The 26,304-nt window shown below is 67.7% G+C and carries 28 protein-coding genes, 1 other RNA gene and 1 riboswitch; of the genes, 13 read left to right on the top strand and 16 right to left on the bottom strand.

Features of this window, described 5'->3' with window-relative positions:
• Positions 1-40: 40 nt before the first annotated feature.
• Positions 41-1,096 carry a heat-inducible transcriptional repressor HrcA gene (hrcA, locus tag FNZ56_RS02680; RefSeq protein ID WP_143878371.1) on the bottom strand — a complete coding sequence of 352 codons (1,056 nt, stop codon included), beginning with the start codon at positions 1,094-1,096 and terminating at the stop codon, positions 41-43.
• Between the two features lie 75 nt (positions 1,097-1,171).
• On the opposite strand from hrcA, the gene recN reads away from it, so the two are divergent.
• The gene (gene recN / locus FNZ56_RS02675; protein ID WP_143878370.1) at positions 1,172-2,836 is read left to right on the top strand and encodes a DNA repair protein RecN; all 1,665 of its coding nucleotides are present in this window, start codon (positions 1,172-1,174) and stop codon (positions 2,834-2,836) included.
• A 135-nt stretch (positions 2,837-2,971) separates the two neighbouring features.
• On the opposite strand, the gene fur is transcribed toward recN, so the two are convergent.
• Positions 2,972-3,373, bottom strand: coding sequence for a ferric iron uptake transcriptional regulator (gene fur / locus FNZ56_RS02670; RefSeq protein ID WP_143878369.1), 402 nt, complete (start codon positions 3,371-3,373; stop codon positions 2,972-2,974).
• Positions 3,374-3,487: 114 nt separating this feature from the next.
• Between fur and FNZ56_RS02665 the strand changes: the two genes are divergently transcribed.
• A complete protein-coding gene (locus FNZ56_RS02665; RefSeq protein WP_143878368.1) occupies positions 3,488-3,886 on the top strand; it encodes an outer membrane protein assembly factor BamE in 399 nt (132 codons plus the stop codon).
• Here the strand turns inward: FNZ56_RS02665 and FNZ56_RS02660 are convergent.
• Both FNZ56_RS02660 and FNZ56_RS02655 read right to left on the bottom strand, forming a co-directional pair.
• On the bottom strand, positions 3,883-4,146 hold the full coding sequence (locus FNZ56_RS02660) for an RnfH family protein (protein ID WP_143878367.1): 264 nt from the start codon (positions 4,144-4,146) through the stop codon (positions 3,883-3,885). The genes FNZ56_RS02665 and FNZ56_RS02660 overlap by 4 nt on opposite strands.
• Positions 4,143-4,571, bottom strand: coding sequence for a type II toxin-antitoxin system RatA family toxin (locus FNZ56_RS02655; protein ID WP_143878366.1), 429 nt, complete (start codon positions 4,569-4,571; stop codon positions 4,143-4,145). Before FNZ56_RS02655 ends, FNZ56_RS02660 begins: the two co-directional genes overlap by 4 nt.
• A gap of 38 nt (positions 4,572-4,609) precedes the next feature.
• Between FNZ56_RS02655 and smpB the strand changes: the two genes are divergently transcribed.
• Positions 4,610-5,104, top strand: coding sequence for an SsrA-binding protein SmpB (gene smpB, locus FNZ56_RS02650; protein WP_143878365.1), 495 nt, complete (start codon positions 4,610-4,612; stop codon positions 5,102-5,104).
• Positions 5,105-5,242: 138 nt separating this feature from the next.
• On the opposite strand, the gene FNZ56_RS02645 is transcribed toward smpB, so the two are convergent.
• A complete protein-coding gene (locus tag FNZ56_RS02645; RefSeq protein ID WP_143878364.1) occupies positions 5,243-7,450 on the bottom strand; it encodes a CHASE domain-containing protein in 2,208 nt (735 codons plus the stop codon).
• Positions 7,451-7,564: 114 nt separating this feature from the next.
• Between FNZ56_RS02645 and ssrA the strand changes: the two genes are divergently transcribed.
• Positions 7,565-7,918, top strand: a transfer-messenger RNA (tmRNA) gene (gene ssrA / locus FNZ56_RS02640).
• A gap of 169 nt (positions 7,919-8,087) precedes the next feature.
• Here ssrA and FNZ56_RS02635 read toward each other — a convergent pair.
• The 11 genes from FNZ56_RS02635 to FNZ56_RS02585 all read right to left on the bottom strand — a co-directional run bounded on the left by FNZ56_RS02635 (position 8,088) and on the right by FNZ56_RS02585 (position 17,985).
• Positions 8,088-8,420: a DUF190 domain-containing protein gene (locus FNZ56_RS02635; protein WP_143878363.1), complete on the bottom strand. Its 333-nt coding sequence runs from the start codon at positions 8,418-8,420 to the stop codon at positions 8,088-8,090.
• Positions 8,417-8,812 (bottom strand): fluoride efflux transporter CrcB, encoded by a 396-nt coding sequence (crcB, locus tag FNZ56_RS02630; protein ID WP_143878362.1) that lies wholly within the window; start codon positions 8,810-8,812, stop codon positions 8,417-8,419. The genes FNZ56_RS02635 and crcB overlap by 4 nt, the downstream gene beginning before the upstream one ends.
• 80 nt (positions 8,813-8,892) lie before the next feature.
• Positions 8,893-8,974: riboswitch (Fluoride riboswitch) on the bottom strand.
• Positions 8,975-9,072: 98 nt separating this feature from the next.
• Positions 9,073-9,750: an OmpA family protein gene (locus tag FNZ56_RS02625; RefSeq protein ID WP_143878361.1), complete on the bottom strand. Its 678-nt coding sequence runs from the start codon at positions 9,748-9,750 to the stop codon at positions 9,073-9,075.
• Between the two features lie 121 nt (positions 9,751-9,871).
• Positions 9,872-11,338, bottom strand: a complete 1,467-nt coding sequence (locus FNZ56_RS02620; protein ID WP_246064667.1) for a WS/DGAT/MGAT family O-acyltransferase — start codon at positions 11,336-11,338, stop codon at positions 9,872-9,874.
• Between the two features lie 44 nt (positions 11,339-11,382).
• Entirely contained in the window at positions 11,383-12,504 is a 1,122-nt protein-coding gene (gene alr / locus FNZ56_RS02615; RefSeq protein ID WP_143878359.1) for an alanine racemase, read from the bottom strand.
• A gap of 155 nt (positions 12,505-12,659) precedes the next feature.
• Positions 12,660-14,060, bottom strand: coding sequence for a replicative DNA helicase (locus FNZ56_RS02610; RefSeq protein WP_143878358.1), 1,401 nt, complete (start codon positions 14,058-14,060; stop codon positions 12,660-12,662).
• 223 nt (positions 14,061-14,283) lie between these two features.
• Entirely contained in the window at positions 14,284-14,736 is a 453-nt protein-coding gene (gene rplI, locus FNZ56_RS02605) for a 50S ribosomal protein L9 (protein ID WP_143878357.1), read from the bottom strand.
• Positions 14,737-14,941: 205 nt separating this feature from the next.
• The gene (gene rpsR / locus FNZ56_RS02600) at positions 14,942-15,172 is read right to left on the bottom strand and encodes a 30S ribosomal protein S18 (protein ID WP_096208774.1); all 231 of its coding nucleotides are present in this window, start codon (positions 15,170-15,172) and stop codon (positions 14,942-14,944) included.
• Between the two features lie 12 nt (positions 15,173-15,184).
• On the bottom strand, positions 15,185-15,607 hold the full coding sequence (gene rpsF, locus FNZ56_RS02595; RefSeq protein ID WP_143878356.1) for a 30S ribosomal protein S6: 423 nt from the start codon (positions 15,605-15,607) through the stop codon (positions 15,185-15,187).
• 200 nt (positions 15,608-15,807) lie between these two features.
• Positions 15,808-17,574 (bottom strand): DUF885 domain-containing protein, encoded by a 1,767-nt coding sequence (locus tag FNZ56_RS02590; protein ID WP_143878355.1) that lies wholly within the window; start codon positions 17,572-17,574, stop codon positions 15,808-15,810.
• Positions 17,575-17,646: 72 nt separating this feature from the next.
• Positions 17,647-17,985, bottom strand: a complete 339-nt coding sequence (locus FNZ56_RS02585) for a HesB/IscA family protein (RefSeq protein ID WP_143878354.1) — start codon at positions 17,983-17,985, stop codon at positions 17,647-17,649.
• An 87-nt stretch (positions 17,986-18,072) separates the two neighbouring features.
• Here FNZ56_RS02585 and asnS point away from each other — a divergent pair, with 87 nt between their 5' ends.
• The 9 genes from asnS to FNZ56_RS02540 all read left to right on the top strand — a co-directional run bounded on the left by asnS (position 18,073) and on the right by FNZ56_RS02540 (position 26,296).
• Complete coding sequence (asnS, locus tag FNZ56_RS02580) at positions 18,073-19,473, top strand: asparagine--tRNA ligase (RefSeq protein WP_143878353.1); 1,401 nt, start codon at positions 18,073-18,075, stop codon at positions 19,471-19,473.
• Between the two features lie 107 nt (positions 19,474-19,580).
• Positions 19,581-19,889, top strand: coding sequence for a hypothetical protein (locus FNZ56_RS02575; RefSeq protein ID WP_143878352.1), 309 nt, complete (start codon positions 19,581-19,583; stop codon positions 19,887-19,889).
• 5 nt (positions 19,890-19,894) lie between these two features.
• Positions 19,895-20,188, top strand: coding sequence for a hypothetical protein (locus tag FNZ56_RS02570; RefSeq protein WP_143880240.1), 294 nt, complete (start codon positions 19,895-19,897; stop codon positions 20,186-20,188).
• A gap of 17 nt (positions 20,189-20,205) precedes the next feature.
• Positions 20,206-20,991: an SDR family oxidoreductase gene (locus tag FNZ56_RS02565; RefSeq protein ID WP_143878351.1), complete on the top strand. Its 786-nt coding sequence runs from the start codon at positions 20,206-20,208 to the stop codon at positions 20,989-20,991.
• A 109-nt stretch (positions 20,992-21,100) separates the two neighbouring features.
• Positions 21,101-22,525, top strand: a complete 1,425-nt coding sequence (locus FNZ56_RS02560; RefSeq protein ID WP_143878350.1) for an aldehyde dehydrogenase — start codon at positions 21,101-21,103, stop codon at positions 22,523-22,525.
• Positions 22,525-23,187 (top strand): carbonate dehydratase, encoded by a 663-nt coding sequence (can, locus tag FNZ56_RS02555; protein WP_143878349.1) that lies wholly within the window; start codon positions 22,525-22,527, stop codon positions 23,185-23,187. Before FNZ56_RS02560 ends, can begins: the two co-directional genes overlap by 1 nt.
• On the top strand, positions 23,187-23,612 hold the full coding sequence (locus FNZ56_RS02550; RefSeq protein WP_143878348.1) for a RidA family protein: 426 nt from the start codon (positions 23,187-23,189) through the stop codon (positions 23,610-23,612). The genes can and FNZ56_RS02550 overlap by 1 nt, the downstream gene beginning before the upstream one ends.
• 4 nt (positions 23,613-23,616) lie before the next feature.
• A complete protein-coding gene (locus FNZ56_RS02545) occupies positions 23,617-24,180 on the top strand; it encodes a 3-hydroxyanthranilate 3,4-dioxygenase (RefSeq protein WP_143878347.1) in 564 nt (187 codons plus the stop codon).
• 52 nt (positions 24,181-24,232) lie between these two features.
• Complete coding sequence (locus FNZ56_RS02540) at positions 24,233-26,296, top strand: FUSC family protein (protein WP_143880239.1); 2,064 nt, start codon at positions 24,233-24,235, stop codon at positions 26,294-26,296.
• Positions 26,297-26,304: the final 8 nt, after the last annotated feature.

Genomic DNA, 26,304 nt, shown 5'->3' with positions numbered 1-26,304 from the left:
TGATGGCTTGCTGGCGGTCGAGTGCCGCCCGATCCGGGATCTATGAGGGCTGCGAATCGGGATTCAAGGCAGCCCCGAGCGCATCCGCGGCCGCCTGCACCACCGGGATGACCCGGTCGTAGGCCATGCGCGTGGGACCGATGACGCCGAGCACGCCCAGCACGCGCCCGCCCGCGCTGTAGGGCGCGGTGACCAGCGATACCCCTTCCAGCGGGGCCATGCCGGTTTCCTCGCCGATGAAGATGCGGATGCCCTCGGCCTGCACCGTGCGGTCCAGCAATTGCAGGATCTCGCGCTTGCGGGCGAAGGCTTCGAACAGCTCACGCAGGCGTTCGACATCGGACAGGCCTTGCGCGCCCATCAGCCGGGTCTGCCCGGCCAGGACCAGGTCCTCGGCGGCCGGCGCCAGCGCCTCGTCGGCCAGTTCCAGCGAACGCGCCAGCAGCGCCTGCATCTCGTCGCGGGCGCGGGACAGTTCCTGCAGCAGCGCGGCACGCACCTGTTGCAACGGGATGCCGGCGAAATGCGCGTTGAGGTAGTTCGACACGCGTTCCAGCTCGGCCGGATCGTACGGGCGGCGCATCGCGATCACCCGGTTCTCGACCTCGTTGTCGGCCAGCATCAGCACGCACAGCACGCGGCGCGGATCCAGCGGGAGGAATTCGATGCGGCGGAACGCGAACTGCTCGCGCCGCGGCACCCCGACCACGCCGACGAAATGGGTCATCGCCGACAGCAGTTCCGAGGCGTTGCCGAGCAGCGCTTGGGTGCCCGCGCCGGCCGGCAATTCCTGCCGCAGCCGCGACAATTCGCCTTCGCCAAGCGGCTTGAGTTGCAGCAGCGAATCGACGAACACGCGGTAACCCTGCGCAGTGGGCACGCGCCCGGCGGAGGCATGCGGCGCGGCCAGCAACCCCGCGCCCTCGAGGTCGGCGAGGATGTTGCGGATCGTCGCCGGGCTCACGTCCAGCCCGGCGTGCCGCGCCAGCGTCTGCGAACCGACCGGCTCGCCGTCGCGGATGTAGCGCCCGATCAGCGAACGCAGCAACTGCCGTGCGCGCGGGTCGAGCAGTTCGGGATCGCGTGGACGGGCCATGCCCGGGATATACGACCGTCGGCGCGCGGGCGCAACCGCTTCCGGCCTGGATGCCGTACGCGGCACAATCCCGCCATGCTCACCCGCCTGGTCTTGCGCGACTTCGCCATCGCCGCCGCGATCGAACTCGAATTCGGTCCCGGCCTGACCGTGATCTCCGGCGAAACCGGCGCCGGCAAGTCGTTGCTGGTCGATGCGCTCGGCTTCCTCGGCGGCCAGCGCGCGGACAGCGGCATGGTCCGGCACGGCGCCGAACGTGCGGAACTCACCGCGCAGTTCGCGTTGACCGATGCCGCGCCCGCGATGGACTGGCTGCGTGTGCAGGAATTCGACGACGGCGACGAATGCCAATTGCGGCGCACGCTGCGCGCCGACGGCGGTTCGCGCGCGTGGATCAACGGCCGCCCGGCGACGCTGGCGCAGGTCGCGGAACTGGCCGCATTGCTGTTCGAGATCCACGGCCAGCACGAACAGCAGGCGCTGCTGTCGCGGCCGGCGCAGCGCGAGCTGCTCGACGCCTACGCCGGCCACGATGCGCTCGTCGCGATAGTGCGCACGCACGCCACGCGCTGGCGCGAACTCGCGCGCGAACGCGAGGCCCTGCTCGCCCGCGGCGACGCAAGCGAACGCCGCGACTGGCTGCGCCACCAGCTCGACGAACTCGACGCCGAGGCGCTGGATGCCGAATCGCTGGCCGAACTCGACCGCGGGCATCGCCGCCAGTCCCACGCTGCGGCGCTGATCGCGGCCTGCGAGGAAGCCGGCGAACGCCTCGGTGGCGAATCCTCGCTGCCGCTGCAACTGCAGCGCCTGCGCCAGTCCCTGCAGCGTGAAGTCGCGCACGAACCACGACTGGAAGAAGTCGATGCAATGCTGGATTCGGCCGCGATCCAGCTCGACGAAGCCGCGGCGCTGGTCGAACGCATCCGCTCCGACCTCGACCTCGATCCGGAGGCGCTGGCGGCGATGGAGCGTCGCTTGTCGCGATTGCAGGACCTCGCGCGCAAGCATCGCGTGCCGCTCGACAAGTTGGCCGCGCAACGCGAAACCCTGGCCGCCGAACACGAGTCGCTGGCCGACGTCGGGCAACGCCTCGCCGAACTCGTGCAGGAACTCGATGGCGAACGCGGGTCGTGGCGCGAAGCCGCGGATGCGCTCGGCGCATCGCGGCACAAGGCGGCGAAATCGCTATCGGACGAAACCTCGCGGCTGATCGGCGAACTCGGCATGGCAGGCGGTCGGTTCGAGGTCGCGTTGGAAACCAACGACGGCGACGCCGATCCCGATCCGAACGGTGGCGAGCGCGTGGAATTCCTCGTTTCCGCGAACGCCGGGCAACCCCCGAGGCCGTTGCGCAAGGTCGCGTCCGGCGGCGAGCTGTCGCGCATCTCGCTGGCAATCGAGGTCGCCGCGCTCGGCCTCGACGCGGTGCCGACCATGGTGTTCGACGAAGTGGATTCGGGCATCGGCGGCGCGGTCGCGCAGATCGTCGGCCGCCAGTTGCGCGCGCTCGGCGGCAAGCGCCAGGTGCTGTGCGTCACCCACCTGCCGCAGGTCGCGGCGCAGGGCCATGCGCACTGGCGCGTGAGCAAGGCCGCCAGCGCCGGCGTCACCCAGAGCGAGGTGCGGGCGCTGGACGCGAAACAACGCATCGCCGAACTCGCGCGCATGCTCGGCGGCGTGGAAGTCGGCGACGAGGCGCGCGCCGCAGCGAGGAAACTGCTGGCGGACGCACTGTAGGAGCGCTGCTCCTGTGGGAGCGGCTTCAGCCGCGACGTACACGCCAGTCGGGCCTGAAGGCGCTCCCACAAGGGTCGCGCCCGAGAGCGCTCCTACGGCATCAGATCGGCGTCGGTCGCGCCCGAACGGGCGCTCCTACTTCTTCTTGCGGACGTACAGCACCAGCGAGTGGTCGACGATCTCGCAGCCGTGCTCGGTGGCGATGCGCTGCTGCAGCTGTTCGATCTCGCTGCTCTGGAACTCGATCACCTTGCCGGTGTCGACGTCGACCATGTGGTCGTGGTGCTGGCCGCGGTCGAGTTCGTAGACCGCGTGCCCGCCCTCGAAGTTGTGCTTGAGCACGAGCCCCGCGGCCTCGAACTGGGTCAGCACCCGGTACACCGTGGCGAGGCCGATCTCGTCGCCCTGCCCGCCCAGGTGGCGGTAGATGTCCTCGGCGGTCATGTGCCGGGGCTTGGACGCCTCGAGCAGTTCGAGGATGCGCATGCGCGGGTGCGTGACCTTCAGCCCGGCGTTGCGCAGGTCCTGGGTTTCCATCGTCTTTCCGCGCCTCCATCGTCGATGCAACGCCGCGTGAACGCGAGGTCCTACGGGGCGTGCGCGCCGCGGCGCAGTGTATCATCGCCCCTGTTTCCGCCCACCGATCCCCGCATGCGCAAGCTCCCCTCCGCAATCGTTGCCGCCGCCCTCGCCCTTGCCGTGTCCGGCTGCGGGATCCTGTACAAGCAGCCGATCTACCAGGGCAACCTGATCGACAAGGCCGCCGCGGACCAGTTGCAGGCCGGCATGAGCAAGGAACAGGTGGTCAACCTGCTCGGCACGCCGTCGATCGCGGATCCGTTCCACCACGACCGTTGGGATTACTCGGCGAGCGAACGCGATGGCCGCCTCGGCCACACCGAAGTCAAGAACCTCACCCTGTGGTTCGAGAACGACGTTCTGTCGCGCTGGGATGGCGAGTATTTCCCCGAGCAGGACGATGCGCTCGCCAAACGCATGAGCCGCTTCGGCAACCTGCCGAAGGAAAAGAAGAAGCCCGGCGGAGGCTAGGCCTTCCCGCTCGCGGCGCGCCTGCGTCGCGCGTCCTTCGGATCGGCCTGCAGGCCGCGCAGTACCTCGACCCGGTCGCCATCGGCGAGCAATTGCCCTGGCGTCGCGCGCGCCCCGAACACCGCCACGCCCGCACACTCGCCGTCGTTCCAGCCGCTGGCCGCCAGCGCGTCGGCCACGCTCGCGCCTGCGGGCAGTTCGAGCTGCATCGATTCGTGCCGGTGCAGCCAGGCGCGCACGATTTCGATCCGGACGTTCATGCGCCGCGATCCGCGACGCGCACGAAGTCGTCGACCATGCGGTCGGCCAGGCCCTGCATCCCGATCGCCAGCGCCGGCGCGAGCAGCAGGCTTTCCGGTTCGAAATCCAGCGACAGGCTGACCTTGCATGCCGATTCGTCCAGCGCATGGAACTGCCAGCGTCCCTCGAGCCGCTTGAACGGGCCGGCGCGCAGGTGCATGTCGATGGCGTGCGGCGATTCCAACGCGTTCTCGGTGGTGAACCAGGTGGCGAAGCCGCCCAGTCCGAGTTCGAGGCGCGCGACGAGGCGGTCGCCGCCTTCCTCCAGCACCTCGGCCGCGCGGCACCAGTCGAAGCGGCGCGGGTAGGCGCGCACGTCGTTGACCAGCGCGAACATGCGCGATGCCGAATGCTCGACCAGGGCACTGCGCTTGATCGTCGGCACCGCTCGCCACCCTCGCCCGCATCGGGGACAATGCCCGCATGGGCAAGAAGGACGGCAAGGATAAGGCAAACGGCGGCGGCACCATCGCGCTGAACAAGCGCGCGCGCCACGAATACCACTTCGAGCAGACGTTCGAGGCCGGGCTCGCGCTGCAGGGCTGGGAGCTGAAGTCGATCCGCGCCGGCCGCGCCAACATCACCGAAAGCTACGCCGTGGTCCGCAACGGCGAACTGTTCCTGTTCGGCGCGCAGATCACGCCGTTGATCTCGGCCTCGACCCATGTCGTCGCCGACGATCGCCGTACGCGCAAGCTGCTGATGCACCGCCGCGAGATCGACCAGGCCATCGGCAAGGTGCAGCGCGACGGCTACACCCTGGTGCCGACCGCGCTGTACTGGAAGGGCAACAAGGTCAAGGCGGAACTGGCGCTGGCGCGCGGCAAGCAGACCCACGACAAGCGCGAAGCGGAAAAGGAACGCGACTGGAACCGCGAGAAACAGCGCCTGCTTCGCCGCAACAACAAGGACGCATGAGCCATCCGGAATCGCCGGATGACTCCCCATGATTCGCATCGGCGAATCATGGGCCCCACGCCATGCTTCCAACCCCGTTCGCGCCTGCGACGCGAACTGCCCCCGACCCGGGAGCGATTCCATGAAAACCGCTGAAGGCTAACTGGCGGATTCTTCCGCTGGCGGTTCCGGGAACACGAACACGAAACGCGCGCCTTCGCCGGGCTTGCCCTCGGCGCGGATGCTGCCGCCGTGGCGCTCGAGGACGCGCCGCACCGTCGCCAGGCCGATGCCGTGTCCGGCGAAATCCTGCTGCGCGTGCAGGCGCTGGAACGGGCGGAACAATTTGTTCGCGTAATTCGGATCGAAGCCGGCGCCGTTGTCCTCGACCACGAAGGAGTGGTCGTCGCGGTACAGGCGGATGCGCGCCGCGGTCGTGGCCGCGGTGAACTTCCATGCGTTGTCGAGCAGGTTCTGCAGCAGGTTGCGTGCAAGCGCCGGATCCGCCCATGCCACGAGGCCGGGTTCGATGCCGACCTCGACCTGGCGCGCCGGGTCCTGCTCGCGCAGTTCGGAGACGATTTCCTCCGCCAGCCGGGACAGGTCGGTGGCCCGCGGATTGAGTTCGCTGCGGCCGATGCGCGAAACCTTGAGGATCGCGTCGATCAGCTCGTCCATCCGCGACGAGGCGTTGCGCACGCGGTCGAGGTAGGCGCGCCCGGTCTCGTCGAGCGCTTCGCCGTAGCGTTCCCGCAGCAGCCGGCTGAAGCCTTCGATCGAACGCAACGGCGCGCGCAGGTCGTGCGACACGCTGTAGGCGAACGATTCCAGTTCCTCGTTGGCATGGATCAGTTCGCGCGTGCGTACCGCCACCCGCGTTTCCAGCGTGCGGTTGAGCGCGCGCACCTGCGCCTCCGCGCGCAGGCGCTCGGTCACGTCCTCTACCTGCACCAGCCCGACCACGTCCTGCCCGACTTCGCCCGGCACCGGCGCGAAGGTCAGTTGCGCGTGCCGCACCTCGCCGTCGCCGCGGCGGAGGCGCTTGGTGATGCGGTGCACGCCATCCTGCATCGATTGCATCTGCCCGGTGCGCAACGGGTCGTCGGCATCCGCGAACTGCTCTCCCAGCGCCTGTCCCACCAGCGCATCCTGCGTGGTGCCGAGGATGCGGGCCAGCGAAGGATTCGCCTCGACGATGATTCCATGGCTGTCCAGCAGCGCCTTGCCGATGGCGGAGTATTCCATCGTCCTTCGGAAACGCTGTTCGCTGCGCCGGTACGATTCGCTCATGCGCGATGCCAGCGCATCCGCGCGCGCCTCGGTCATGGCCAGCGCGAGCACTAAGCCGAACAGCAGCAATGCGCAGACTAGGCCGACGAGCACGGTCGCGCGCAGGTCGGCGGCCCCGGCCTCGATCTCGGCCAGCGGCCGCGATTCGAATTCCAGCCTCCAATGACGGCCGTACACCTGGATGTCCCGGGTCGTGGTGAATGCCGGTGGAGCGTGCACCTTGCCGTCGCGCATCGCGGGGTCGACGTAGAGCAAGGCACTGCCACCGCCGGTGACATCGCGGATGCGGAACCTGACCGGCCGCTGCAACGTCAGCGTGGTGATTTCGACCAAGGTCTGCAGGCGGATCGGCGCATACACCCAGCCGCGCAATGTGTCGCGCCGTTCCGCGATGCTGCCCAACTGCAGTTGCGAGCGATAGACCGGGGCATACAGCAGGGCCGACGGTTGCACGCGCGGCAATCCGGTGTCCTCGACCAGTTCCACCGGCGCGGTCATGCGCGTGTCGCCCGCGTCCGTGGCGGCGCGCATGGCCGCCTGCCGCAGCGGTTCGGCATACATGTCGTAGCCGATCGCCGCGCGGTTCCCCGGGGTGCCCGGCACCAGGTACAGGATCGGGGCGTATTCGCGGCGTATCCCCGAGGGGCGCACGACGAACAGGCCTTCGCCGCGATCGCGCAGTTGCAGTTGGAATTCCTGCAATTGGCCCGAGGTCAGGTAAGGCGCGAAACCGAGGCCGACGATCGAAGGGAACTGCTCGTCGATGCGCAGGCTTCGGTAATAGTCGCCCCATTGTTCGGCCGTGGGCCAGTCGAGCGAGGCGACCAACGACACGCCGCCACGCAGGATCAGGTCGTAGTAGGTGACCTGCTGCCGCATGCGCTCGGTGATTTCCGTGGCGTAGCCTTCAAAGGTCGCCTGGGTCGCGCGCAATTCGCGCTCGTGCCGCGAATATGCGTAGTAGAACACCGCGGCCAGCCCCAGCAGCAGCACGACCACCGCCAAGGCATAGCTGGGCCGGAGCAGGCGCTTCAGTTGATCCGGGAGCATCGCCCCGGTGGCGCCGTCGGATCGCATGCGGCAAGCATACCCGCGGGGCTGCCTGAACAATTCCGCGCCCGTGCCGCGTCGCGCATTGCGTGGATACGAAGCGCCCCTATACTGCCGCGGCTGGTTGTTTCCAGGCTTCCCGGGGGTGCACTGGCTTCGACGGGGGTCGCGAAATCGCCTGGCGCATGCCGAGGGGGTAGCTTTCCTCGTTAATCCAGCTGCAAAACTCTAGTTGCCAACGACGACAACTACGCTCTCGCCGCTTAAGGCGTAAGCCCCGAACCCACTTGTGCCCGTGCTCGTGGATGTAGGGTCATTATCACGGAACCGGTCGTGACGGCTGCCTGTCAGTCACGGCTTGAACAAAACAGGCTGGTGCCCCGATGCGCTTTGCGCGCCGTGCTGTCGGGGGACGAGACCTAACGGAGCGCTAAGCATGTAGTGCCGGGGATGGAGTGCCTTCGGACGGGGGTTCGATTCCCCCCACCTCCACCAAAAAATACGAAGCCGCCTTTGGGCGGCTTTCGTATTTTTGTGGGGCGGGCCGGAGCAACACCACGCGACGAGTACAACATTGCCGGGAGTGATGTTGGACAGCCGCAGGCTTGCCCCTAGCGCAGCGAGGGGTGAGGCCCATGGATGGACCGAACATTCCCGCCATCGATCAAGCTTGCGTTGCGGTATCGCCCGCATACCCGTATTCCACCGCCGCGCGCACGACGAAGACGTCCGGCAATTCCGTGCGCAGCAATTGCAGGAATCGTTCGGCCTGTTCATCGCCGGCGATGAACTCGACCAGCACCGGCTCCTCGCCAGCGAGTTCGAAGAACGCCTGCTCGTGCAGCTTGCCGTGGCGGCCGAAGCCGGCGATGGCGCGGAACGCGGAGCCGCCCGGGATGCCCTGCTTCCTCGCCCGTTCGAGCAGCCATTCGTAAACCGGCAGGCCGTCGTGCCTGCGGATTTCGTAGGTGTAGATGCGCAATTGGACGCCTTTCATGCCACGCCTCCCGTGGGTGTCGCGAGCCAGCCGACGAGTGCGACGCCCGCCAGCGTCGCGAGGATTGACGTACCGACGTGCAGCGCGATCGCGGCGAGCGCCCAGCCGTATTCCGCGCGCAGCAGCAGCGTCGCGGTTTCGGCCGAGAAGGTCGAAAACGTCGTCAGTCCACCGAGGAACCCCGTGGTGAGCGCGAGGCGCAGCAACGGCGACAGGCTTTCGTACTGGGCGAACACGCCGAGCACGAGGCCCATCAGCAGGCCGCCGATCGCGTTCGCCGCGAGGGTCCCCAGCGGAACGGTCGGGAACGCCGGGTTGAGCCAGAGGCCGAGCCCCCAGCGCGCCAGCGCGCCGAAACCCGCGCCGATGAAGATCACGATTGCCGAATTCACCACGCCGCCGCTCCCGGTCTGGTCGGGCCCGATGCGCGGACGGTGTCTGTGGCGACGACACGGCCTGCGCACCCGGACCCGGGTGGACAGGCATCATCAGCCGTGGGCGGCGGTTCGTCCCATTGCAGCAGGGACCGGAGGAATGCCATCTCCGTGGCGCGCATCCTCGCCCCGCCCTCGCCGCGCGTCAACCCGGCAAGGCCGCAACGAAGACGGGCCGCTCGCGCGGCCCGTCCGTTACCGAGGCGTCCGATCCGGAATTACTGGTGCACCGGCACCAGGGTGATCTCGACGCGACGGTTGGCGGCGCGGCCCGCCTCGGTGTCGTTGCTGGCGATCGGGCGCGTTTCGCCCGCGCCGGTAACGATGAAGCGCTGCTGGGTCAGGCCCTTGCCCATGAGGTAGTTCGCGACCGAGGTCGCGCGCTGCACGGACAGCGTCTGGTTGTAGGCATCGCTGCCGACGTTGTCGGTGTGCCCGGCGACTTCGACCACGGTCTGGTTGTACTCGGTCAGCGTCTGCGCGACGCCATCCAGCACCGGGTAGAACTGCGGATCGAGGTTGCTGCTGTTGAAGGCGAAGGTGATGTTGCCCGGCATGTTGAGGGTGATGTTGTCGCCCTCGCGGTTCACCTGCACGCCTGTGCCGGCCATGCGCTGGCGCAACGCGGCTTCCTGGCGATCCTGGTAGGCGCCGATGGAACCGCCGGCGATGCCGCCGATGCCCGCGCCGACCAGTGCGCGCTGGCGGCGTTCGACCGCATCGCCGCCGCTGAGCAGGCCGGCGACGGCGCCGATGCCCGCGCCGATGAGCGCGCCGCGCTGGGTGCGGTTCGGATCGTTCGGATCGTTGGTCTGGCCGGTGTAGGTCGCGCAGCTGCTGAGCAGCAACGTGGCGGTAACGACCGAGAGCACGCTGGTGGCGGCGAACTTGTTCATGGGGTCTCCTGGTCCGGATGCGTCCGGCGAATGATTCAACGGCGCACAGTCAAGCACACGCCGGCGTAATCGCGCGGTGACGGTGGCGCCCGCATTCAGCCGGCGGTCGGACAGGCCGGATTCAGTCGTCGGCGATCAATGCACTCGCGGCATCGGCGTCGAGCATGCCGTCCCAGTCGGCCATCAGCGCGAGGTACAGCAACTTGTCGAATTCCTCGCCGAAGCGGCGGATCACGTCCTGCGGATCGGGGATAAGGCGCGCATCGGCGATCAGGCCGAAATGCACTTCGCCGTCGTAACTCAGGATCGACACGCCGACGCCGATGGAACCGGTCTGCGGCACCCAGAACATCATGTCGCGCAATTTGCGCCCGGCGAGGTACAGCGGCTGTTGCGGGCCGGGAACGTTGGTCGCGACCGCGGTCGCCTTGCGGCTGAAAAGATCCAGCGCGAGTTCCTGCACCGCAGCCGGGGCCATGCCCAGTGCCGCGAGCAGGCCGTAGGCGACGATGGCCTGGCGCGAATTCTTGAGCTGGCGCATGCATTCGGCGACGCGCTCGAGCCTGCGGACGGGATTCGCCTCGCCCACAGGCAGGTCCAGGAACACCAGCCCGAAGTGGTTGCCGAGCTTCCTCGCGTGTTCCAGCGGGCGCAGGTTGACCGGCACGGTCGCGCGCAGGTTCATGCCGTCCAGCGCTTCGCCACGTTCGCGCATGTATTCGCGCAAGGCGCCCGCCGCCGCGGCCATCAGCACGTCGTTGACGGTGCAATCGCAGGCACGACCGACCGCCTTCACTTCCTCCAGCTTCAGCGGTTCGGCCCAGGCCACGCGCTTGCTCACGCCGAGGCGGCCGCGCAGCATCGACGGTGGATCGTCCGGCAGCGACAACGCCTGCACCAGTTCGCGTGCGATTTCCCCACCCTCCTTCGCCAGCACGCCGGCCAGGGTTGGGTCCTGCATCATCTCCATGCCCTTCCCGAGCATCTTCCCGCCCAGGCGCATGTAGCGATCGACCGCGCCGACGCGGCGCGCGACCGCCGCGCCTTCCTGCTTCAACCAGGTCTTCGGCAAGGGCTCGGTCTTGCCCGGGCTGCGTTCGGCATCGGTCAGCGACAGCAACACCTGCACCAGCGCGATGCCGTCGGCATAGCAATGGTGGATGCGCGCGACGATCGCCGAACCACTGCGATAGCGTTCGACCAGGTGGAATTGCCACAGCGGCTTGTGCGGATCGAGCGGACTCGATGCAAGCTGGCCGACGAAACGCTGCAGTGCGCGCTTCTGTGCGGCCTGGCCGTCGCCCTTGCCCGGCAGTCCGCTGAGGCGCACGTGCCAGTCGAGGTCGAAATCGGGATCGTCCTGCCACGAGGCGCCGGTCGGCGCGTCCACCGGCTTTTGCTTGAAGCGCGAATACGCGAGGAAACGCTGCTTCACCACCTGCTTCAGCGCGGCGAGCGTCATCGGCTCGTCCAGCATCAGCACGCCGGTGATCATCATCGGGTTGGTCGGCCGCTCCATCCGCAGCCAGGCCGTGTCGACCCGCGACATGGCCTCGCGCTTCGCCCTTCCGCCGGCGGATTGTTTCAAGCGCGGTTTCGACGTGGCCATCGCCTTCCCCCGGGGTCGTGCGGTCAACGATACACGCGCGGAATGCGTTCGTTGAGGCCGGTGAGGATTTCGTAGGGAATCGTGTCGGCGACCTGCGCGACGGCTTCGGTGGAAATCGCTTCCCCGCCTTGCGCCCCGACCAGCACGACTTCGTCCTCGTTGTACGCGGTGCCGTCCGCGCCGAGATCGACCATGAACTGGTCCATACAGATGCGCCCGACGATGGGCATGCGATTCCCGCGGATCAGCACTTCGCCTTTCGACGACAAGGCGCGTGGCCAGCCGTCGCCGTAACCGATCGGAACGGTGACGATGCGGGTGTCGCGCGGCGCGATCCAGGTCGCGCCGTAGCTGACCGTGTTGCCGGACCGGACCACCTTGAAATAGACCACTTGCGAGACCAGCGACAGCGCTGGCCGGACATCGATCGTGCGTTGCGACACGGGATCGGGCAGCACGCCGTACAGCACGATGCCGGGCCGCACCATGTCCAGCCATGTGTCGGGGAAATGCAGCACGCCGCCGGAATTGGCAAGGTGGCGCGGCGGCATCGGCGCGCCGAGCCGGTCGAAATGCGCGCAGGCTTTGGCGAAACGCTTCACCTGCAGCGCGGTCATCGGCGAGGACGGATCGTCGGCGCAGGCGAGATGCGAATACACGCCCTTGATCGCGATCCACTTCGACGCGACCGCGGCCTCGATGAACGGCCCGGCCGAATAGCTGTGAACGCCGATGCGTTCCATGCCGGTATCGATCTTGAGGTGCACGCCGGCCTTGCGCCCCAAGGCCTCGGCCGCGGCTTCGACCTGGCGCAGCTTGTCCAGCGAGGACACGGTGATGTCGAGGTCATGGCGGATGAACTCCGCGACCTGCGGCCCGAAGATGCCGCCGAGCACCAGGATCGGCACCTTCACCCTAGCACGGCGCAGGGCGATGCCTTCCTCGAGGAAGGCCACGCCGAGCTGGTCGACGCCTTGCGCCTCGAGGTGTTGCGCCACCGGCACCAGGCCATGGCCGTAGGCATTGGCCTTGACGATGCCCATCACCGGCACGCGCACGCGTTCGCGGATCGCGGCGAGGTTGTGGCTCAACGCTCCGAGATCGACGACGACGCGGGTCGGGCGCTGGCTGGCGGGTTCGCTCATGGTGCTATTCGACCATACCCGCCGATGCTTTTGATGTTCCCTCTCCCCTCGAGGGAGAGGGTGGCCGCAGGCCGGGAGAGGGACAAACTCAAGAACGATTCCCCCATTGAACAGCCATTCGGCCGTTGAAATCGATACGGGAGTGGCGGGGTTCCTTATTCGAAAGACCCGACCGAATCGTGCGCCAGGTTGTCGAAACGCGTGTACTCGCCGAAGAACTTCAGCTTGAACGAACCGGTCGGGCCGTTACGCTGCTTGCCGATGATGATCTCGGCCAGGCCCTTGTCCGGCGAATTTTCCTTGTTGTAGTACTCGTCGCGGTAGATGAAGACGATGACGTCCGCGTCCTGTTCGATCGCGCCGGATTCGCGCAGGTCGGCCATCACCGGGCGCTTGTCGGTGCGCGTTTCCAGCGAACGGTTGAGCTGGCTGAGCGCGATCACCGGCACGTTGAGTTCCTTGGCCAGCGCCTTCAGCGAGCGCGAGATCTCGGAGATTTCCGTCGCGCGGTTCTCGCTGTTGCCCGGCACCGCCATCAGCTGCAGGTAGTCGATCATGATCAGGCCGAGATCGTGCTCGCGCTTCAGGCGGCGCGCCTTGGAGCGCAGCACCTCCGGCGACAACGCCGGCGTGTCGTCGATGAACACCTTGGCGTCGCGGATCAGGCGAATCGCGCTGTGCACGCGGCTCCAGTCCTCGTCCTCGAGTTCGCCCGTGCGCAGGCGGGTGGCGTTGACCCGCCCGACCGAGGAAATCAGGCGCAGCGCGAGCTGGCTGGCCGACATTTCCATCGAGAACACCGCGACCGCCTTGCGCGTCTTCATCGCCGCGTACTCGGCCATGTTCAGCGCCAGCGTGGTCTTGCCCATCGACGGGCGCGCGGCGAGGATCAGCAGGTCGGTGGGCTGCAGGCCCGCGGTCATCTGGTCGAATTCGTCGTAACCGGTCGGCAGGCCGGTGATGCCGCCGCCGTTCTCGTAGCGTTTCTGCAGCACGTCGAAGGCTTCGGCCATCGCCCGGTTCACCGGCACGAAATCGGCGCGGCCACGGGCGCCGGCCTCGGCGATGGCGAACACTTCCTGCTCGGCCTTGGCCAGCAGTTCGGTGCTTTCGCGCCCGTCGGGCTGGAAGCCGTCGTTGACGATGCCGGTGCCGACCTCGATCAGTTGCCGCAGCACCGACTTGTCGCGAACGATGTCGGCGTAGGCCGCGATGTTGGCCGCGGACGGCGTGCCGCTGGCGAGCTCGACCAGGTAGGCGCCGCCGGCGACCTGTTCGGCCAGGCCCTGCGATTCGAACCATTCGCCGAGGGTGACCGCATCGTAGGGCCGGCTCTTTTCCGCGAGTTCGCGGATGGCGCGGAAGATCAGCTGGTGGTCGCGACGGTAGAAGTCGCGTTCCTCGAGCTTGTCGGCGATGCGGTCGAAGGCCTCGGGCGCGAGCATCAACCCACCCAGCACCGCCTGCTCGGCTTCCACCGACTGCGGCGGCAGCCGCAGCTGCTCGATCTTGCCGTCGTGGAACCCGTCCGAACGCAAACCCTGGCGCGCGCTCATGCTTCAGCCGTCTCCCCGTCGCGGGCCGTCGTCGCGGCCCTATTGTTCTTGTCGAACGACGATGTCCTGTCGAACGGCCATCGTAGGCGCACCTGGACCCGGGGCGTTGCAGACAAGCCGTGGGAAATCCTGTGCATAACTTCGCCCGCGACCGTCTCGCAGGCTGCGACAAACGAAACGGGCGCCTCGTGGCGCCCGTCCGTGAAAACCCGAAGCGACCGGATTACGCGGCTTCGGCTTCGACGACCACCTTCACCGGCGTCTCGACGTCGGCGTGCAGGTGCACCACGACTTCGTATTCACCGACGTTGCGGAACGCGCCTTCGCCCAGCACCACTTCCGACTTGCTCACTTCGGTGCCGGCCTTGGTCAGGGCATCCGCGATTTCGCGCGGGCCGACCGAGCCGTACAGCTTGCCTTCGGTCGAGGCATTGGCGTGGATGGTGACCACGGCGCCCTCGAGCCTAGCCTTGCGCGCTTCGGCCGCGGCCAGCGCGTCGTTGGCCTTGGCCTCGTATTCGGCGCGACGCGCCTCGAACTCGGCGAGGTTGGCGGCCGTCGCCGGCACCGCTTTGCCCTGCGGCACGAGGAAGTTGCGGCCGAAGCCCGGCTTCACGTTGACCTTGTCGCCAAGGTTGCCGAGGTTGGTGACTTTCTGCAGGAGGATCAGTTCCATTTCATTGCTCCGTATTCGTTAGCAGGTCTTGGCCTGCAACGTGTGCTGTCCGAATGGACGGGTTCAAATAGTGCGAAGGGTTCCGCGAAGCATGCGATGGCGTGGCACGGAGCGGACGCGCGGGCGAACCGGAGTTGACTAGGCCGTCAATGAGGATTCGCCCGCGTGGCCAGCGACACCGCCACGCCAAGCAGGCAAAGCGGAATCAGACGTTGTGGTTGTCGGTGTACGGAATCAGCGCGAGGAAGCGTGCGCGCTTCACCGCGGTCGCCAGCTGGCGCTGGTAGCGCGACTTGGTCCCGGTGATGCGGCTCGGCACGATCTTGCCGTTCTCGGTGAGGTTCTGGCGCAGGGTGTTGAGATCCTTGTAATCGATCTCCTTGACGCCCTCGGCGGTGAACTTGCAGAACTTGCGGCGGCGGAAGAACTTGGACATGTGGGCTGCTCCTTAGGCGGCTTCGGCGGCGTCGCTGTCGGCGGTGCCGACGGCGCTGTCGCTTTCGTCGTCGCGGCGGCGACGGTCGGAACGCTCGGGCTTGTCGCCCTTCTCGTCCTTGTTCTTCATGATCAGCGACTGCTCGGTCTCCGGGCCGTCGCGGCGGATCTCGAGATGGCGCAGGACCGCATCGTTGAAGCGGAACGCCTCGACCAGTTCGTTCAGCACGGACTGCTCGGCCTCGATGTTCATCAGCGCGTAGTGCGCCTTCACGAGGTTGTTGATCGGATAGGCCAGCTGGCGGCGGCCCCAGTCTTCCAGGCGGTGGATCTTGCCGCCGCCGTTCTCGACCAGCGCCTTGTAGCGCTCGATCATGGCGGGCACCTGCTCGCTCTGGTCCGGATGGACCAGGAACACGACTTCGTAGTGACGCATCGGGTAGTTCCTTGTGGGTATCGCCGGCTCGAAACCGGGCGGGATAGCCCTCGGCCACCGCTATGCGGCGCGTTCGGGCAAGGGCTCCCGCGCGTGCGGGAGCCGGAAATTATGGCAGGTTCAAGGACTTGCGCGCAAACGCCTTGTGCTTTTCCTTCTCCCCGCTCGCGGGGAGAAGGTGCCAACGGCGGATGAGGGGCTTATTTGCCCTTCTGGCTGGCGATCCAGCCATCGATATGCCGTTCCAGCGCGTCCAGCGGCACCGAACCAGTCTCGAGCACGGCGTCGTCATAGGCGCGCAGGTCGAACTTCGGCCCCAGTTCGCGGGCGGCCTTCTCGCGCAGCTCCGAGATCTTCATCTGCCCGATCTTGTAGGCCAGCGCCTGCCCCGGGGTGCCGATGTAGCGATCGATCTCGTTGACCACGTCCTGCCGGGTCTTGGGCGAATTGTCCATGAAGTACTGGATCGCTCGGTCCCGGCTCCAGCCCTGGCTATGCATGCCGGTGTCCACCACCAGCCGCACCGCGCGCCACATGTCGTAGGCGAGCTGGCCCATGTGGTCGTAGGGATCGTCGTACAGGCCCATGTCGTAGCCGAGGCGTTCCGCGTACAGGCCCCAGCCCTCGCCGTAGGCGACGAAATAGGCGGTCTTGCGGAACATCGGCGCGTCCGGCAATTCCAGCCCGCGCGCGAACTGGAAGTGGTGGCCCGGCACCGACTCGTGCAGGGTCAGCGGGATCATTTCCCAGGTCGGCCGGGTCTCGGGCTTGTACAGGTTCACGTAGTAATAGCCCGGCCGCGAGCCGTCGGTCGCGCCGGGCTGGTAGTAGGCCGTGGTGGTGTCGGGCGCGATGTTGTCCGGGATCGGGCGCACGCCGTAGGGCTGGCGCGGGATCACGTGGAAGACCTTCACCAGTTCCGGATCGATGCGCTTGGCGGTGGCGCGGTAGCGCTCCAGCAGCGCCTCGGGCGTCTTCTCGAAGAACTTCGGGTCGGTACGCAGGTAGGTGAAGAACTCGGCCATCGTGCCCTTGAAGCCGGTTTCCGCCTTCACCTTCTCCATTTCGCCACGGATGCGCGCGACTTCCTTCAGGCCGATCTCGTGGATCTGCGCCGCGGTGAGGTCGGTGGTCGTGTAGTAGCGGGCGAGGAAGTCGTAATAGGCCTTGCCGTCCGGCAGGTCGGTGGCGGCGATGGATGTGCGCGTCTTCGGCAGGTATTCTTCGTTGAAGTAGGCCTGCAGCTTGCGATACGCAGGCACGACCTTGTCGCGGATCGTGGCCTGCGCGTCGGCCTGCAGCGATGCGCGGTCGGCGGCGGAGATGTCGTCGCTGAAATGCGCGAACGGGCGATAGAACGGGCTTTTCGCCGGGTCATCGACCACCTGCGCCGCGATCTGCGCCGGCACGCGTTCCATCAGCACCTTCGGCGGCATGTTGCCGGCTTTCACGCCTGCCTGCATCAGCGCGATGCTCTGGTCGACCAGCGTCGGAATGGCCGCCATGCGCGCCAGCCAATCGCGGTAATCCTTGACGGTGCGGAACGGCAGGATCTCGGCGATGCCGTCCGCGGTCTGCACCCCGCCCTGGTGGCTGATCGGTTGCAGGTATTCGTGGAATTTCTGCCTTTCGACCGACTTTTCCAGCTCCCAGGCGAAGGTGTCGTAGTTCAGCTGGTCGTCCGCCGACAGCGCGGAACGATCGATCGCGCGCAACTTCGCCAACGCATCGCGGTCCTCCGCTTGGCGTTTGGCGATGGCGTCGAGGCCCATGTCGCTCCAGCGATCGTTGAAGCGGTTGTCGCCGTTGTAGCTGGCGTTCTCCGGCGATTCGACCAGGCCGCGTTCCCATTCCGAGTCGAACAGCGCGTGCAGGGTCTTCGCGGCGGCGGGTGAATCGGCCGCGCGCACAGGCGCGGCGACGGACAGCGCCGCGAACGCGGCGGCGATGGCGAGGTGTCGGAACATGGCGCGGTCTCCCCGGGGCGTCGGGCGAGTCTAGCGCCGGACGTCACGGTCGCGACCGTGACGAAAGTGGGGTCAGGCGGCGCGGTCGGCGTCGGTGGTGAACGATTCACCGCAGCCGCACTCGCCGGCCACGTTCGGGTTGCGGAACACGAACTGCTCGTTCAGCCCCTGCTTCACGAAATCGATCTCGGTGCCGTCGACCAGCGCCAGGCTGTCGGCATCGACATAGATGCGCACGCCGTCCTGTTCGAACAGCGTGTCGCCCTCGCGCCGGTCGCGGGCCATGTCCACCGCGTAGCCCCAGCCGGAACAGCCGGTGCGACGCACGCCGAAACGCAGGCCGAGCGCGGCCTTGTCGGCGGCGAGGTAGCCCTGGATGCGTTGCAGGGCGGCAGGAGCGAGCTTGATCATGGGATCGATTATAGCGACGGCGGGCGCGACGCTTCGGTAGACTGCGTGGTTCCAAGAAATGGCCCCGGTGCGGGCAGGATTCAAGGCATGACGGTGGTGAGCGTCGAACATGCGCTCGCGGGCAAGTTGCCCGCCGGCGGCGAAGTCACGGTCCGCGGCTGGGTGCGCACCCGGCGCGATTCCAAGGCCGGCCTCTCGTTCGTGAACGTGAGCGACGGGTCCTGCTTCGCGCCGATCCAGGTGGTCGCGCCGGACACCCTGCCCAATTACGAATCCGAGGTGAAGAAGCTCACCGCCGGCTGCTCGGTGATCGCCACCGGCACGCTGGTCGCGTCGCAGGGCCAGGGCCAGGCCTTCGAAATCCAGGCCTCGACGCTCGAGGTCGTCGGCTGGGTCGAGGATCCGGAAACCTACCCGATCCAGCCCAAGGCGCATTCCCTGGAATTCCTGCGCGAGGTCGCGCACCTGCGCCCGCGCACCAACCTGTTCGGCGCGGTCGCGCGCATCCGCGATTGCCTCGCCAAGGCCGCGCACCGCTACTTCCACGAACAGGGCTTCTACTGGATCTCGACGCCGATCATCACCACCAGCGATGCGGAAGGCGCCGGGCAGATGTTCCGCGTGTCGACGCTGGACATGGCCAACCTGCCGCGCGATGGCAAGGGCAATGTGGACTTCTCGCGCGACTTCTTCGGCAAGGAAACCTTCCTCACCGTGTCCGGCCAGCTCAACGTCGAGGCCTACTGCCTCGCGCTGAGCAAGGTCTACACCTTCGGCCCGACCTTCCGCGCCGAGAACAGCAACACCACGCGCCACCTCGCCGAGTTCTGGATGATCGAACCGGAAATCGCCTTCGCCGACCTGGCCGAGGACGCGCGCGTGGCCGAGGATTTCCTCAAGTACATGTTCCGCGCGGTGCTCGGCGAGCGCGGCGACGACATGGCGTTCATCGCCGAACGCGTGCAGAAGGACGCGATCACGCGACTGGAGAAATTCGTCAACGCGCCGTTCGAACGCATCGACTACAGCGACGCGGTGAAGCTGCTGCAGCAGTCCGGGCAGAAGTTCGATTTCCCGGTCGAATGGGGCCTCGACCTGCAGACCGAGCACGAACGCTGGCTGACCGAACAACACGTCGGCCGCCCGGTGGTGGTGACCAACTATCCCGAGCACATCAAGGCGTTCTACATGCGCCTCAACGACGACGGCAGGACCGTCGCGGCGATGGACGTGCTCGCGCCCGGCATCGGCGAGATCATCGGCGGTTCGCAGCGCGAGGAACGCCTCGACGTGCTCGACAAGCGCATGGCGCAGTTCGGCCTCGATCCGGAACACTACGGCTGGTACCGCGATTTCCGCCGCTATGGCAGCGTGCCGCACGCCGGCTTCGGCCTCGGTTTCGAACGCCTCGTGGTCTACGTCTGTGGCCTGGCCAACATCCGCGATTCCATCCCCTACCCGCGCGCGCCGGGGAATGCGGAATTCTAGGAGCGAAGAACGAGTGAGCCGGAACGAGAAACGAGTAAGAGCAAGATCGCCCTCCACGGGTTCATCGACTCGCTACTCGTTCCTCTCCACTCGTTTCTGAACTGCCAATGATCCTCTTCCTTGCCCTACTGTTCGTCGCCACCGCCATCGCCGGTTTCTGCGCGTTCGTGATCTTCTGGCCGCTGGCGCTGGTGCACCTGCGCGACCGCCATCCCGAGATCGGCGCGAAACTGGGCGAAGGCGCGTTCGCGAAACCGTCGGCGTTGTGGTGGCTGCTCGGTGGCCGCTATCGCAGCGACGTGCGCGATCCCGCCTTCACCGGGCTGGCGACGCCGGCGCGGGTCGCGCTCGCCACGATCATCGGCGCGCTCACGTTGGCCGGGCTGCTGTGGCTGCTGTCGGAGATCGTGAAGTGACGAACATGCGCGAGGAATGGTGGCTGGCGACGCTGGGCCGCACGGTGGTCTGGGCGCGCTTGCGCGAACGCGAGGCCGGCACCGCCGAGGTGCTCGATTCCGACGGCAACACCCTGCCTTATGAAAGCCCGGATAGCGCGCGCGCCGCGCTGATGGACGCCGAATACGTCGCGTTCGACGGGCTCGACGCCGAGGACGCGGCCGAACGCGGTTTCGAACTCGGCGAACTGCAGCCGCCGGCCGGCGACGAAGCCACGCTGCGCGAACGCATGCTGCAGCAGTTGCCGCATCGCCACTGAATCTGATGGAGACGCGCATGGATCTCGATCTTTCCGGCAAGCACGCCCTGGTCTGCGGTGCCTCGGAAGGCATCGGCCTCGCCGCCGCGCGCGAACTCGCCCTGCTCGGCACCGACGTCACCCTGCTTGCGCGGCGCGAGGACGCGTTGCGCACGGCCTGCGAAACGCTGCCGAAGCGCGAAGGCCAGCACCACGACTTCGTCGTCGCCGACGCCGCGCAGACCGATGCGCTGGCGAAGGCCGCGGCGGAACTGGCTGCGAAGCACCCGGTCCACATCCTGATCAACAACACCGGCGGGCCGCCGGGCGGACCCGCGCATGCGGCGGAGGTTTCCGCCTACGTCGACGCCTTCACCCGCCACCTGCTCGCCAACCATGTGCTGGTGCAGGCGCTGTTGCCGGGCATGCGCGAGGCGCACTGGGGCCGCATCGTCAACGTGATCTCGACCTCGGTGTACGAGCCCATCGCCAACCTCGGCGTGTCCAACACCATCCGCGGCGCGGTCGCGAGCTGGGCGAAGACCCTGTCGAAGGAACTCGGGCAGGACGGCATCACGGTCAACAACGTGCTGCCCGGCTACACCGAGACCGCGCGCATCGTGCAGATCGTGCAGGGCGCGATGGCGCGCAGCGGCAAGCCTGAGGCCGAGGTGCGTTCCGAACTCGCTTCGCACGTGCCCCTGCGGCGTTTCGCGCAGCCGGGCGAAATCGGCGCGGTCATCGCCTTCCTGTGCTCGCCGGCGGCGGGCTATGTCAGCGGGCAGTCGATCGCGGTCGATGGCGGGCGGATGCATTCGATTTAGATCCCGCTACTGTGGGAGCGGGTTGAACAGCCGTTCGGCTGTTAAAAGCGATAGCCGCGACTGTCGGGGCTAAAGCCCCTCCCACACTGCATCGACTAAACTTGGACGTATGCTGCGCCTCCCGCACTGGATCGACGGCAAACCCACGCAGCCCGGCAACGGGCGCTGGCTGGACGTATTCGAGCCGGCCACTGGCCAGCCGTTCGCGCAAGTCGCGGGCGGCGATGCGAACGACGTCGAAACCGCGGTCGCGGCCGCACGCAATGCCTTTCCCGCATGGTCGTCGCTGCCGAACAGCGAGCGCGGGCGCTGGCTGCACCGCCTCGCCGAGGCGCTCGAAGCCCGGCTCGACGACATGGCCCGCGCCGAGGCCCGCGACGGCGGCAAACCGATCACGCTCGCGCGCAATGTCGAAATCCCGCGCGCGGTATCGAACCTGCGCTTCTTCGCCGACGCAGCCACGCAGTTTTCCAGCGAATCGCACCACGGCGAAGCCGGGCTGAACTACACCCTGCGCCAACCGCTGGGCGTGGTCGGCACGATTTCGCCGTGGAACCTGCCGCTGTACCTGTTCACCTGGAAGATCGCGCCGGCACTGGCTGCGGGCAATACCGTTGTCGCGAAACCATCGGAAATCACCCCGCACAGCGCGACCCTGCTCGGCGAAATCGCCGCAGACATCGGATTCCCCGCCAGCGTGCTCAACATCGTGCACGGGCGCGGCCCGGAGGTCGGCGAAGCCATCGTCGCGCATGCGGACACGAAGGCGATCAGCTTCACCGGCAGCACAGCGGTCGGTCGCCGCATCGCCGGTATCGCCGCGCCGATGCTGAAGAAGCTCTCGCTGGAACTCGGCGGCAAGAACCCGACGCTGGTGTTCGCCGATTCCGATTGGCGTTCGAACCTGGACGTGCTGCTGCGTTCGATCTTCCAGAACGCCGGGCAGATCTGCCTGTGCGGTTCGCGCGTGTTGGTCGAGGGCGGCATCTACGCCGAAGTCCGCGACGCACTGGTCGAACGCGCGCTGTCGCTGCGCATCGGCGATCCGCTGGACGCAGACACCCAGCTCGGGCCGCTCGCCTCGCAGGCGCAGTACGACAAGGTGCTCGCGGCGATCGCGCGCGCGCGCGCCGAAGGCGGCAACGTGCTCTGCGGCGGCAACGCGATCGAGCGCGACGGCTGGTACGTCGCGCCGACGCTGGTCGACGGCCTCGGTCCGGATTGCGCGACCAACCGCGAGGAAATCTTCGGCCCGGTCGCGACGCTGCAGCCCTTCGATTCCGACCACGAAGCCCTCGCGCTGGCGAACGCGGGCGACTACGGCCTCGCCGCGTCGCTGTGGACCCGCGACCTGAATCGCGCGCACCGGCTCGCCGCCGGACTGCGCACCGGCATCGTCTGGATCAATGCCTGGCTGATGCGCGACCTGCGCACGCCGTTCGGCGGCATGGGCCAGTCCGGCCTGGGCCGCGAAGGCGGGCTGGAGGCGATGCGCTTCTTCACCGAACCCCGCAACGTAGGAATCGCCCTCTGATGCCCACCCTGGACGCGCTACTGCAGAACAACCGCGACTGGGCCGAACGCATTTCGCGCGAGGATCCCGGTTTCTTCGAACGCCTGTCGAAGCAGCAGGCGCCGAAGTTCCTGTGGATCGGCTGCTCGGATTCGCGCGTGCCGGCAAACCAGGTAGTGGACATTCCGCCGGGCGAAGTGTTCGTCCACCGCAACATCGCGAACGTGGTCGTGCATACCGACCTCAACTGCCTGTCGGTGATCCAGTTCGCGGTGGACGTGCTCAAGGTCGAGCACATCCTCGTCGTCGGCCATTACGGCTGCGGCGGCGTGCATGCGGCGCTGACCGGCGCCCGCGTCGGCCTCGCCGACAACTGGATCCGCCATGTCGTCGATGTCGCCGGCAAGCACCAGTCCGTGCTCGAAGCCATGGGCGACGAAGAACTGCAGCACGACCGCCTGTGCGAACTCAACGCACTGGAACAGGTGGCGAATGTCTGCCAGACCACCATCGCCCGCGATGCATGGGCGCGCGGCCAGAAACTGGTCGTGCACGGCTGGGTGTACACGCTACGCGATGGCCGCGTGCACGACCTCGGCCTGAACGTCGCCGCTGCCGACCAGCTCGAACCGCAATACGCGGCCGCGCTGGAGCGCATCCGCAGCGACCGGGAGGATCGCTGATGTCCGGCGCGATCCATGCCGGCAACGCACCGAAGGCGGTCGGCCATTACCCGCATGCGCGCCGCGTCGGCGGATTGCTGTTCCTGTCCGGCATCGGCCCGCGCGACCCGGCGACGAACGCGATTCCCGGCAACGAATACTTCGCCGATGGACGCGTGCAGCGCTACGACATCGCCGCGCAGGCGCGCGCAGTGTTCGCCAACGTGCGCGCAGTGCTGGAAGCCAGCGGCGCACGCTGGGAGGACCTGGTCGACGTCACCGTCTTCCTCACCGACATGGAACGCGATTTCGCCGGCTACAACGCGATCTGGGCCGAGTTCTTCCCCGACCCGGCCAACGCGCCTTGCCGGACCACGCTGGGCATCACCGCGCTGCCGACGCCGATCGCGATCGAGCTGAAGTGCGTGGCCGTCGCGAAGGAGTGAACCCATGCTGCCGAACCCGATCAACCTGCAGGCCTGGATCGACGAACACCGCCACCTGCTGAAGCCGCCGGTGGGCAACAAGTGCATCGTCGATGGCGATTACATCGTGATGGTGGTCGGTGGGCCGAACGCGCGTACCGATTACCACTTCGAGGACGGCCCGGAGTGGTTCTACCAGCTCGAGGGCGAGATGGTGCTGCGCATCCAGGACGAATTCGATGGGAGCAGCGGGGCCGCGCGCGACATCCCGATCCGCGCCGGCGAGATGTTCTACCTGCCGCCGCACGTGCCGCATTCGCCGCAGCGCATGCCGGGCTCGGTCGGGCTGGTGATCGAGCGCAAGCGCCTGGAAGACGAAAACGACGCGCTGATGTGGTTCTGCGTGAACTGCAACCACAAGCTGTACGAGGAATTCTTCCATCTCGTCGACATCGAGCAGGATTTCTTCCGCGTGTTCGAACGCTTCTACCGCGACGATGCGCTGCGCACGTGCACGCAATGCGGCACGCTGAACCCGCGGCCGACGCGCTACGAGCTGGACGCGACCTCCGAGGCGGACATCACCTGACGCCGTGCGCGACCTGCACAGCCTGACCAACCTCAATCCGCGCGACGTGCCGATGCGCGTCGCCTTGCGCAACACCGTGGCCGTGCTTGCGCCGCTGGCCATCGGCATCGCCATCGGGCAGCAGGCCGCGGGCCTGGCCGCGACCTCCGGTGCGCTCAACACCATGTTCAGCGACCAGCCCGGGCCCTATCGCCTGCGCATGGCGCGCATGCTCGCCGCCGCGACCGGCGCGGGACTGGCTGCCCTGGTCGGCATCCTCGTCGGCGCGTCCACGCCATGGACGCTGCTGGCGGTCGTCGCGTATTCGCTGGCCGGCGGCATGATGGTGGCGCTGGGACCGATGGCCGCGCGCGTCGGCCTGACCAGCCTGATCGTGCTGCTGATCACCGCGGACATGCGCCTGCCCGCCCATGCGGCGCCGGGCGTCGCGCTGGCGATCTTCGGCGGCGGCCTGCTGCAGATGCTGTTCGCGCTGGCCGCATGGCCCTTGCAGCGCTATCGCCCGGAGCGCTTCGCGCTGGCCTCGGTGCTGGAACAGCTGGCACAGGCGGCACGCGCGCCGAGCGATCCCAATGCGCCGCCGCCGGCTTCGCAGGCCGCGAGCGACGTCGTCGAGACCCTGCACGGCGAATACCGCGCGCGCGGCATCGCGGTGCAGGCGTTCCGCGTGCTCGCCGATACCTGCGAACGCGCGCGGGTGGAACTGGTGACGCTCGGCGACATCGGCCAACGCATCGCCGATGCTGGCTTGGGCGAACGGCTGCACGCGGTGACCACCGCCTGCGCCGACGTGCTCGACGCGCTCGCAGACGGCATGCGTCGCGCACAACCGGTCGCGGCCGATCCGCTGCTCGAAGCCTATGCAGGCAAGGTTTCCGGATTCGCCGATGCGGCCAGCGGCGAACTGCCTGCGCGCGACCGGCGCCTGGCGCGCATCGCGCTCGTCCGCGCCCAGGGCCTGGGCGGACAACTGCGCGCCCTCGCCCGCAACAGCGCGCTGGCCAGCAGCCGCGGCGAGATCGAGGCGCGCAGCGCGGAAGCGCGGCTGCCGGCGGCATTGCGCCCCGCGGATCCGCGCAACATCCTGCGCGCCAACCTCAAGCTGTCGTCGGTGGCGCTGCGCCATGCGCTGCGCTGCACGGTGTGCGTCGGGCTGTCGTTCGTGGTCGAACGCGCGTTGGCGATGCCGCATGGCGTGTGGTTGCCGATGACCACGGCGATCGTGCTGAAACCCGATTTCGGCGGAACATTGCGTTTCGGCTTGCTGCGGACGCTGGGCACGTTCGCCGGCCTGCTGGTGGCCAGCGTGCTGATCCATTACGGCATGGACAGCGCGCCGGCCAAGCTTGCGTTGATGGCCCTGCTCTGCCTCGGCTTCCGCCTGTATGCGCAGGCGAACTACGCGCTCGCGGTGGCGCTGCTCACCGGCCTGCTGGTGCTGCTGTTTTCGTTCGAAGGCGTGGCCCCGGCCGAGGCGCTGGAGATGCGCATCATCGCCACCGTGCTCGCCGCGGTGCTCGCCCTCGGCGCCTACCTGCTGTGGCCGACGTGGGAAAGCGAACGCGTGCAGCCGGCTCTGGCCAGCCTCATCGAATGCTACCGCCAGCACCTGCGCGCGCTGCTCGCCGGCGACATGCCGGCCCTGCACGAAACCCGCAACGCCTCGCGTTCGGCCCGGACCAACGTGCTCGCCTCGCTGGAACGCCTGCGTGCGGAACCGCGCGGCGCGGCCGGCCCCAAAACCGTCGAACGCGCGGAATCGCTGCTGTCGAACGCCAATCGCCTGATCCGCGCGGCGATCCCGATCGAGGCGATGCTGATCGACAAGGCGAAGCTGCCGGAATTGCCCGAACTCCAGCGCTTCGCCGCCGAAGTGGATGCCGCGCTAGGCGCGATCGTCGCCAGCCTGCGCAACGGCAAGCCGCTGCAGCATGCATCCCTGCGCCCGGGCGAGCGCGCACTGGCCGCGCGCCTCAAGGCCGACGACGGCGACGACGCGGTGGACGCCGCGCTGGCCGATGCCTGCGACCGCATCGCCGACAGCATCGACAGCCTCGCCCACATCCTGCGCGAAACGTCCGCCGCCGCGACCGCGGCCCCCGCGGCGGCCGGGTAAACTCGCGC

The sequence above is a fragment of the Lysobacter lycopersici genome (assembly GCF_007556775.1).
Classification (GTDB): domain Bacteria; phylum Pseudomonadota; class Gammaproteobacteria; order Xanthomonadales; family Xanthomonadaceae; genus Pseudoluteimonas; species Pseudoluteimonas lycopersici.
Note: the sequence above shows the minus strand (reverse complement) of the source record. Positions and strands in the feature narration are given on the sequence as shown.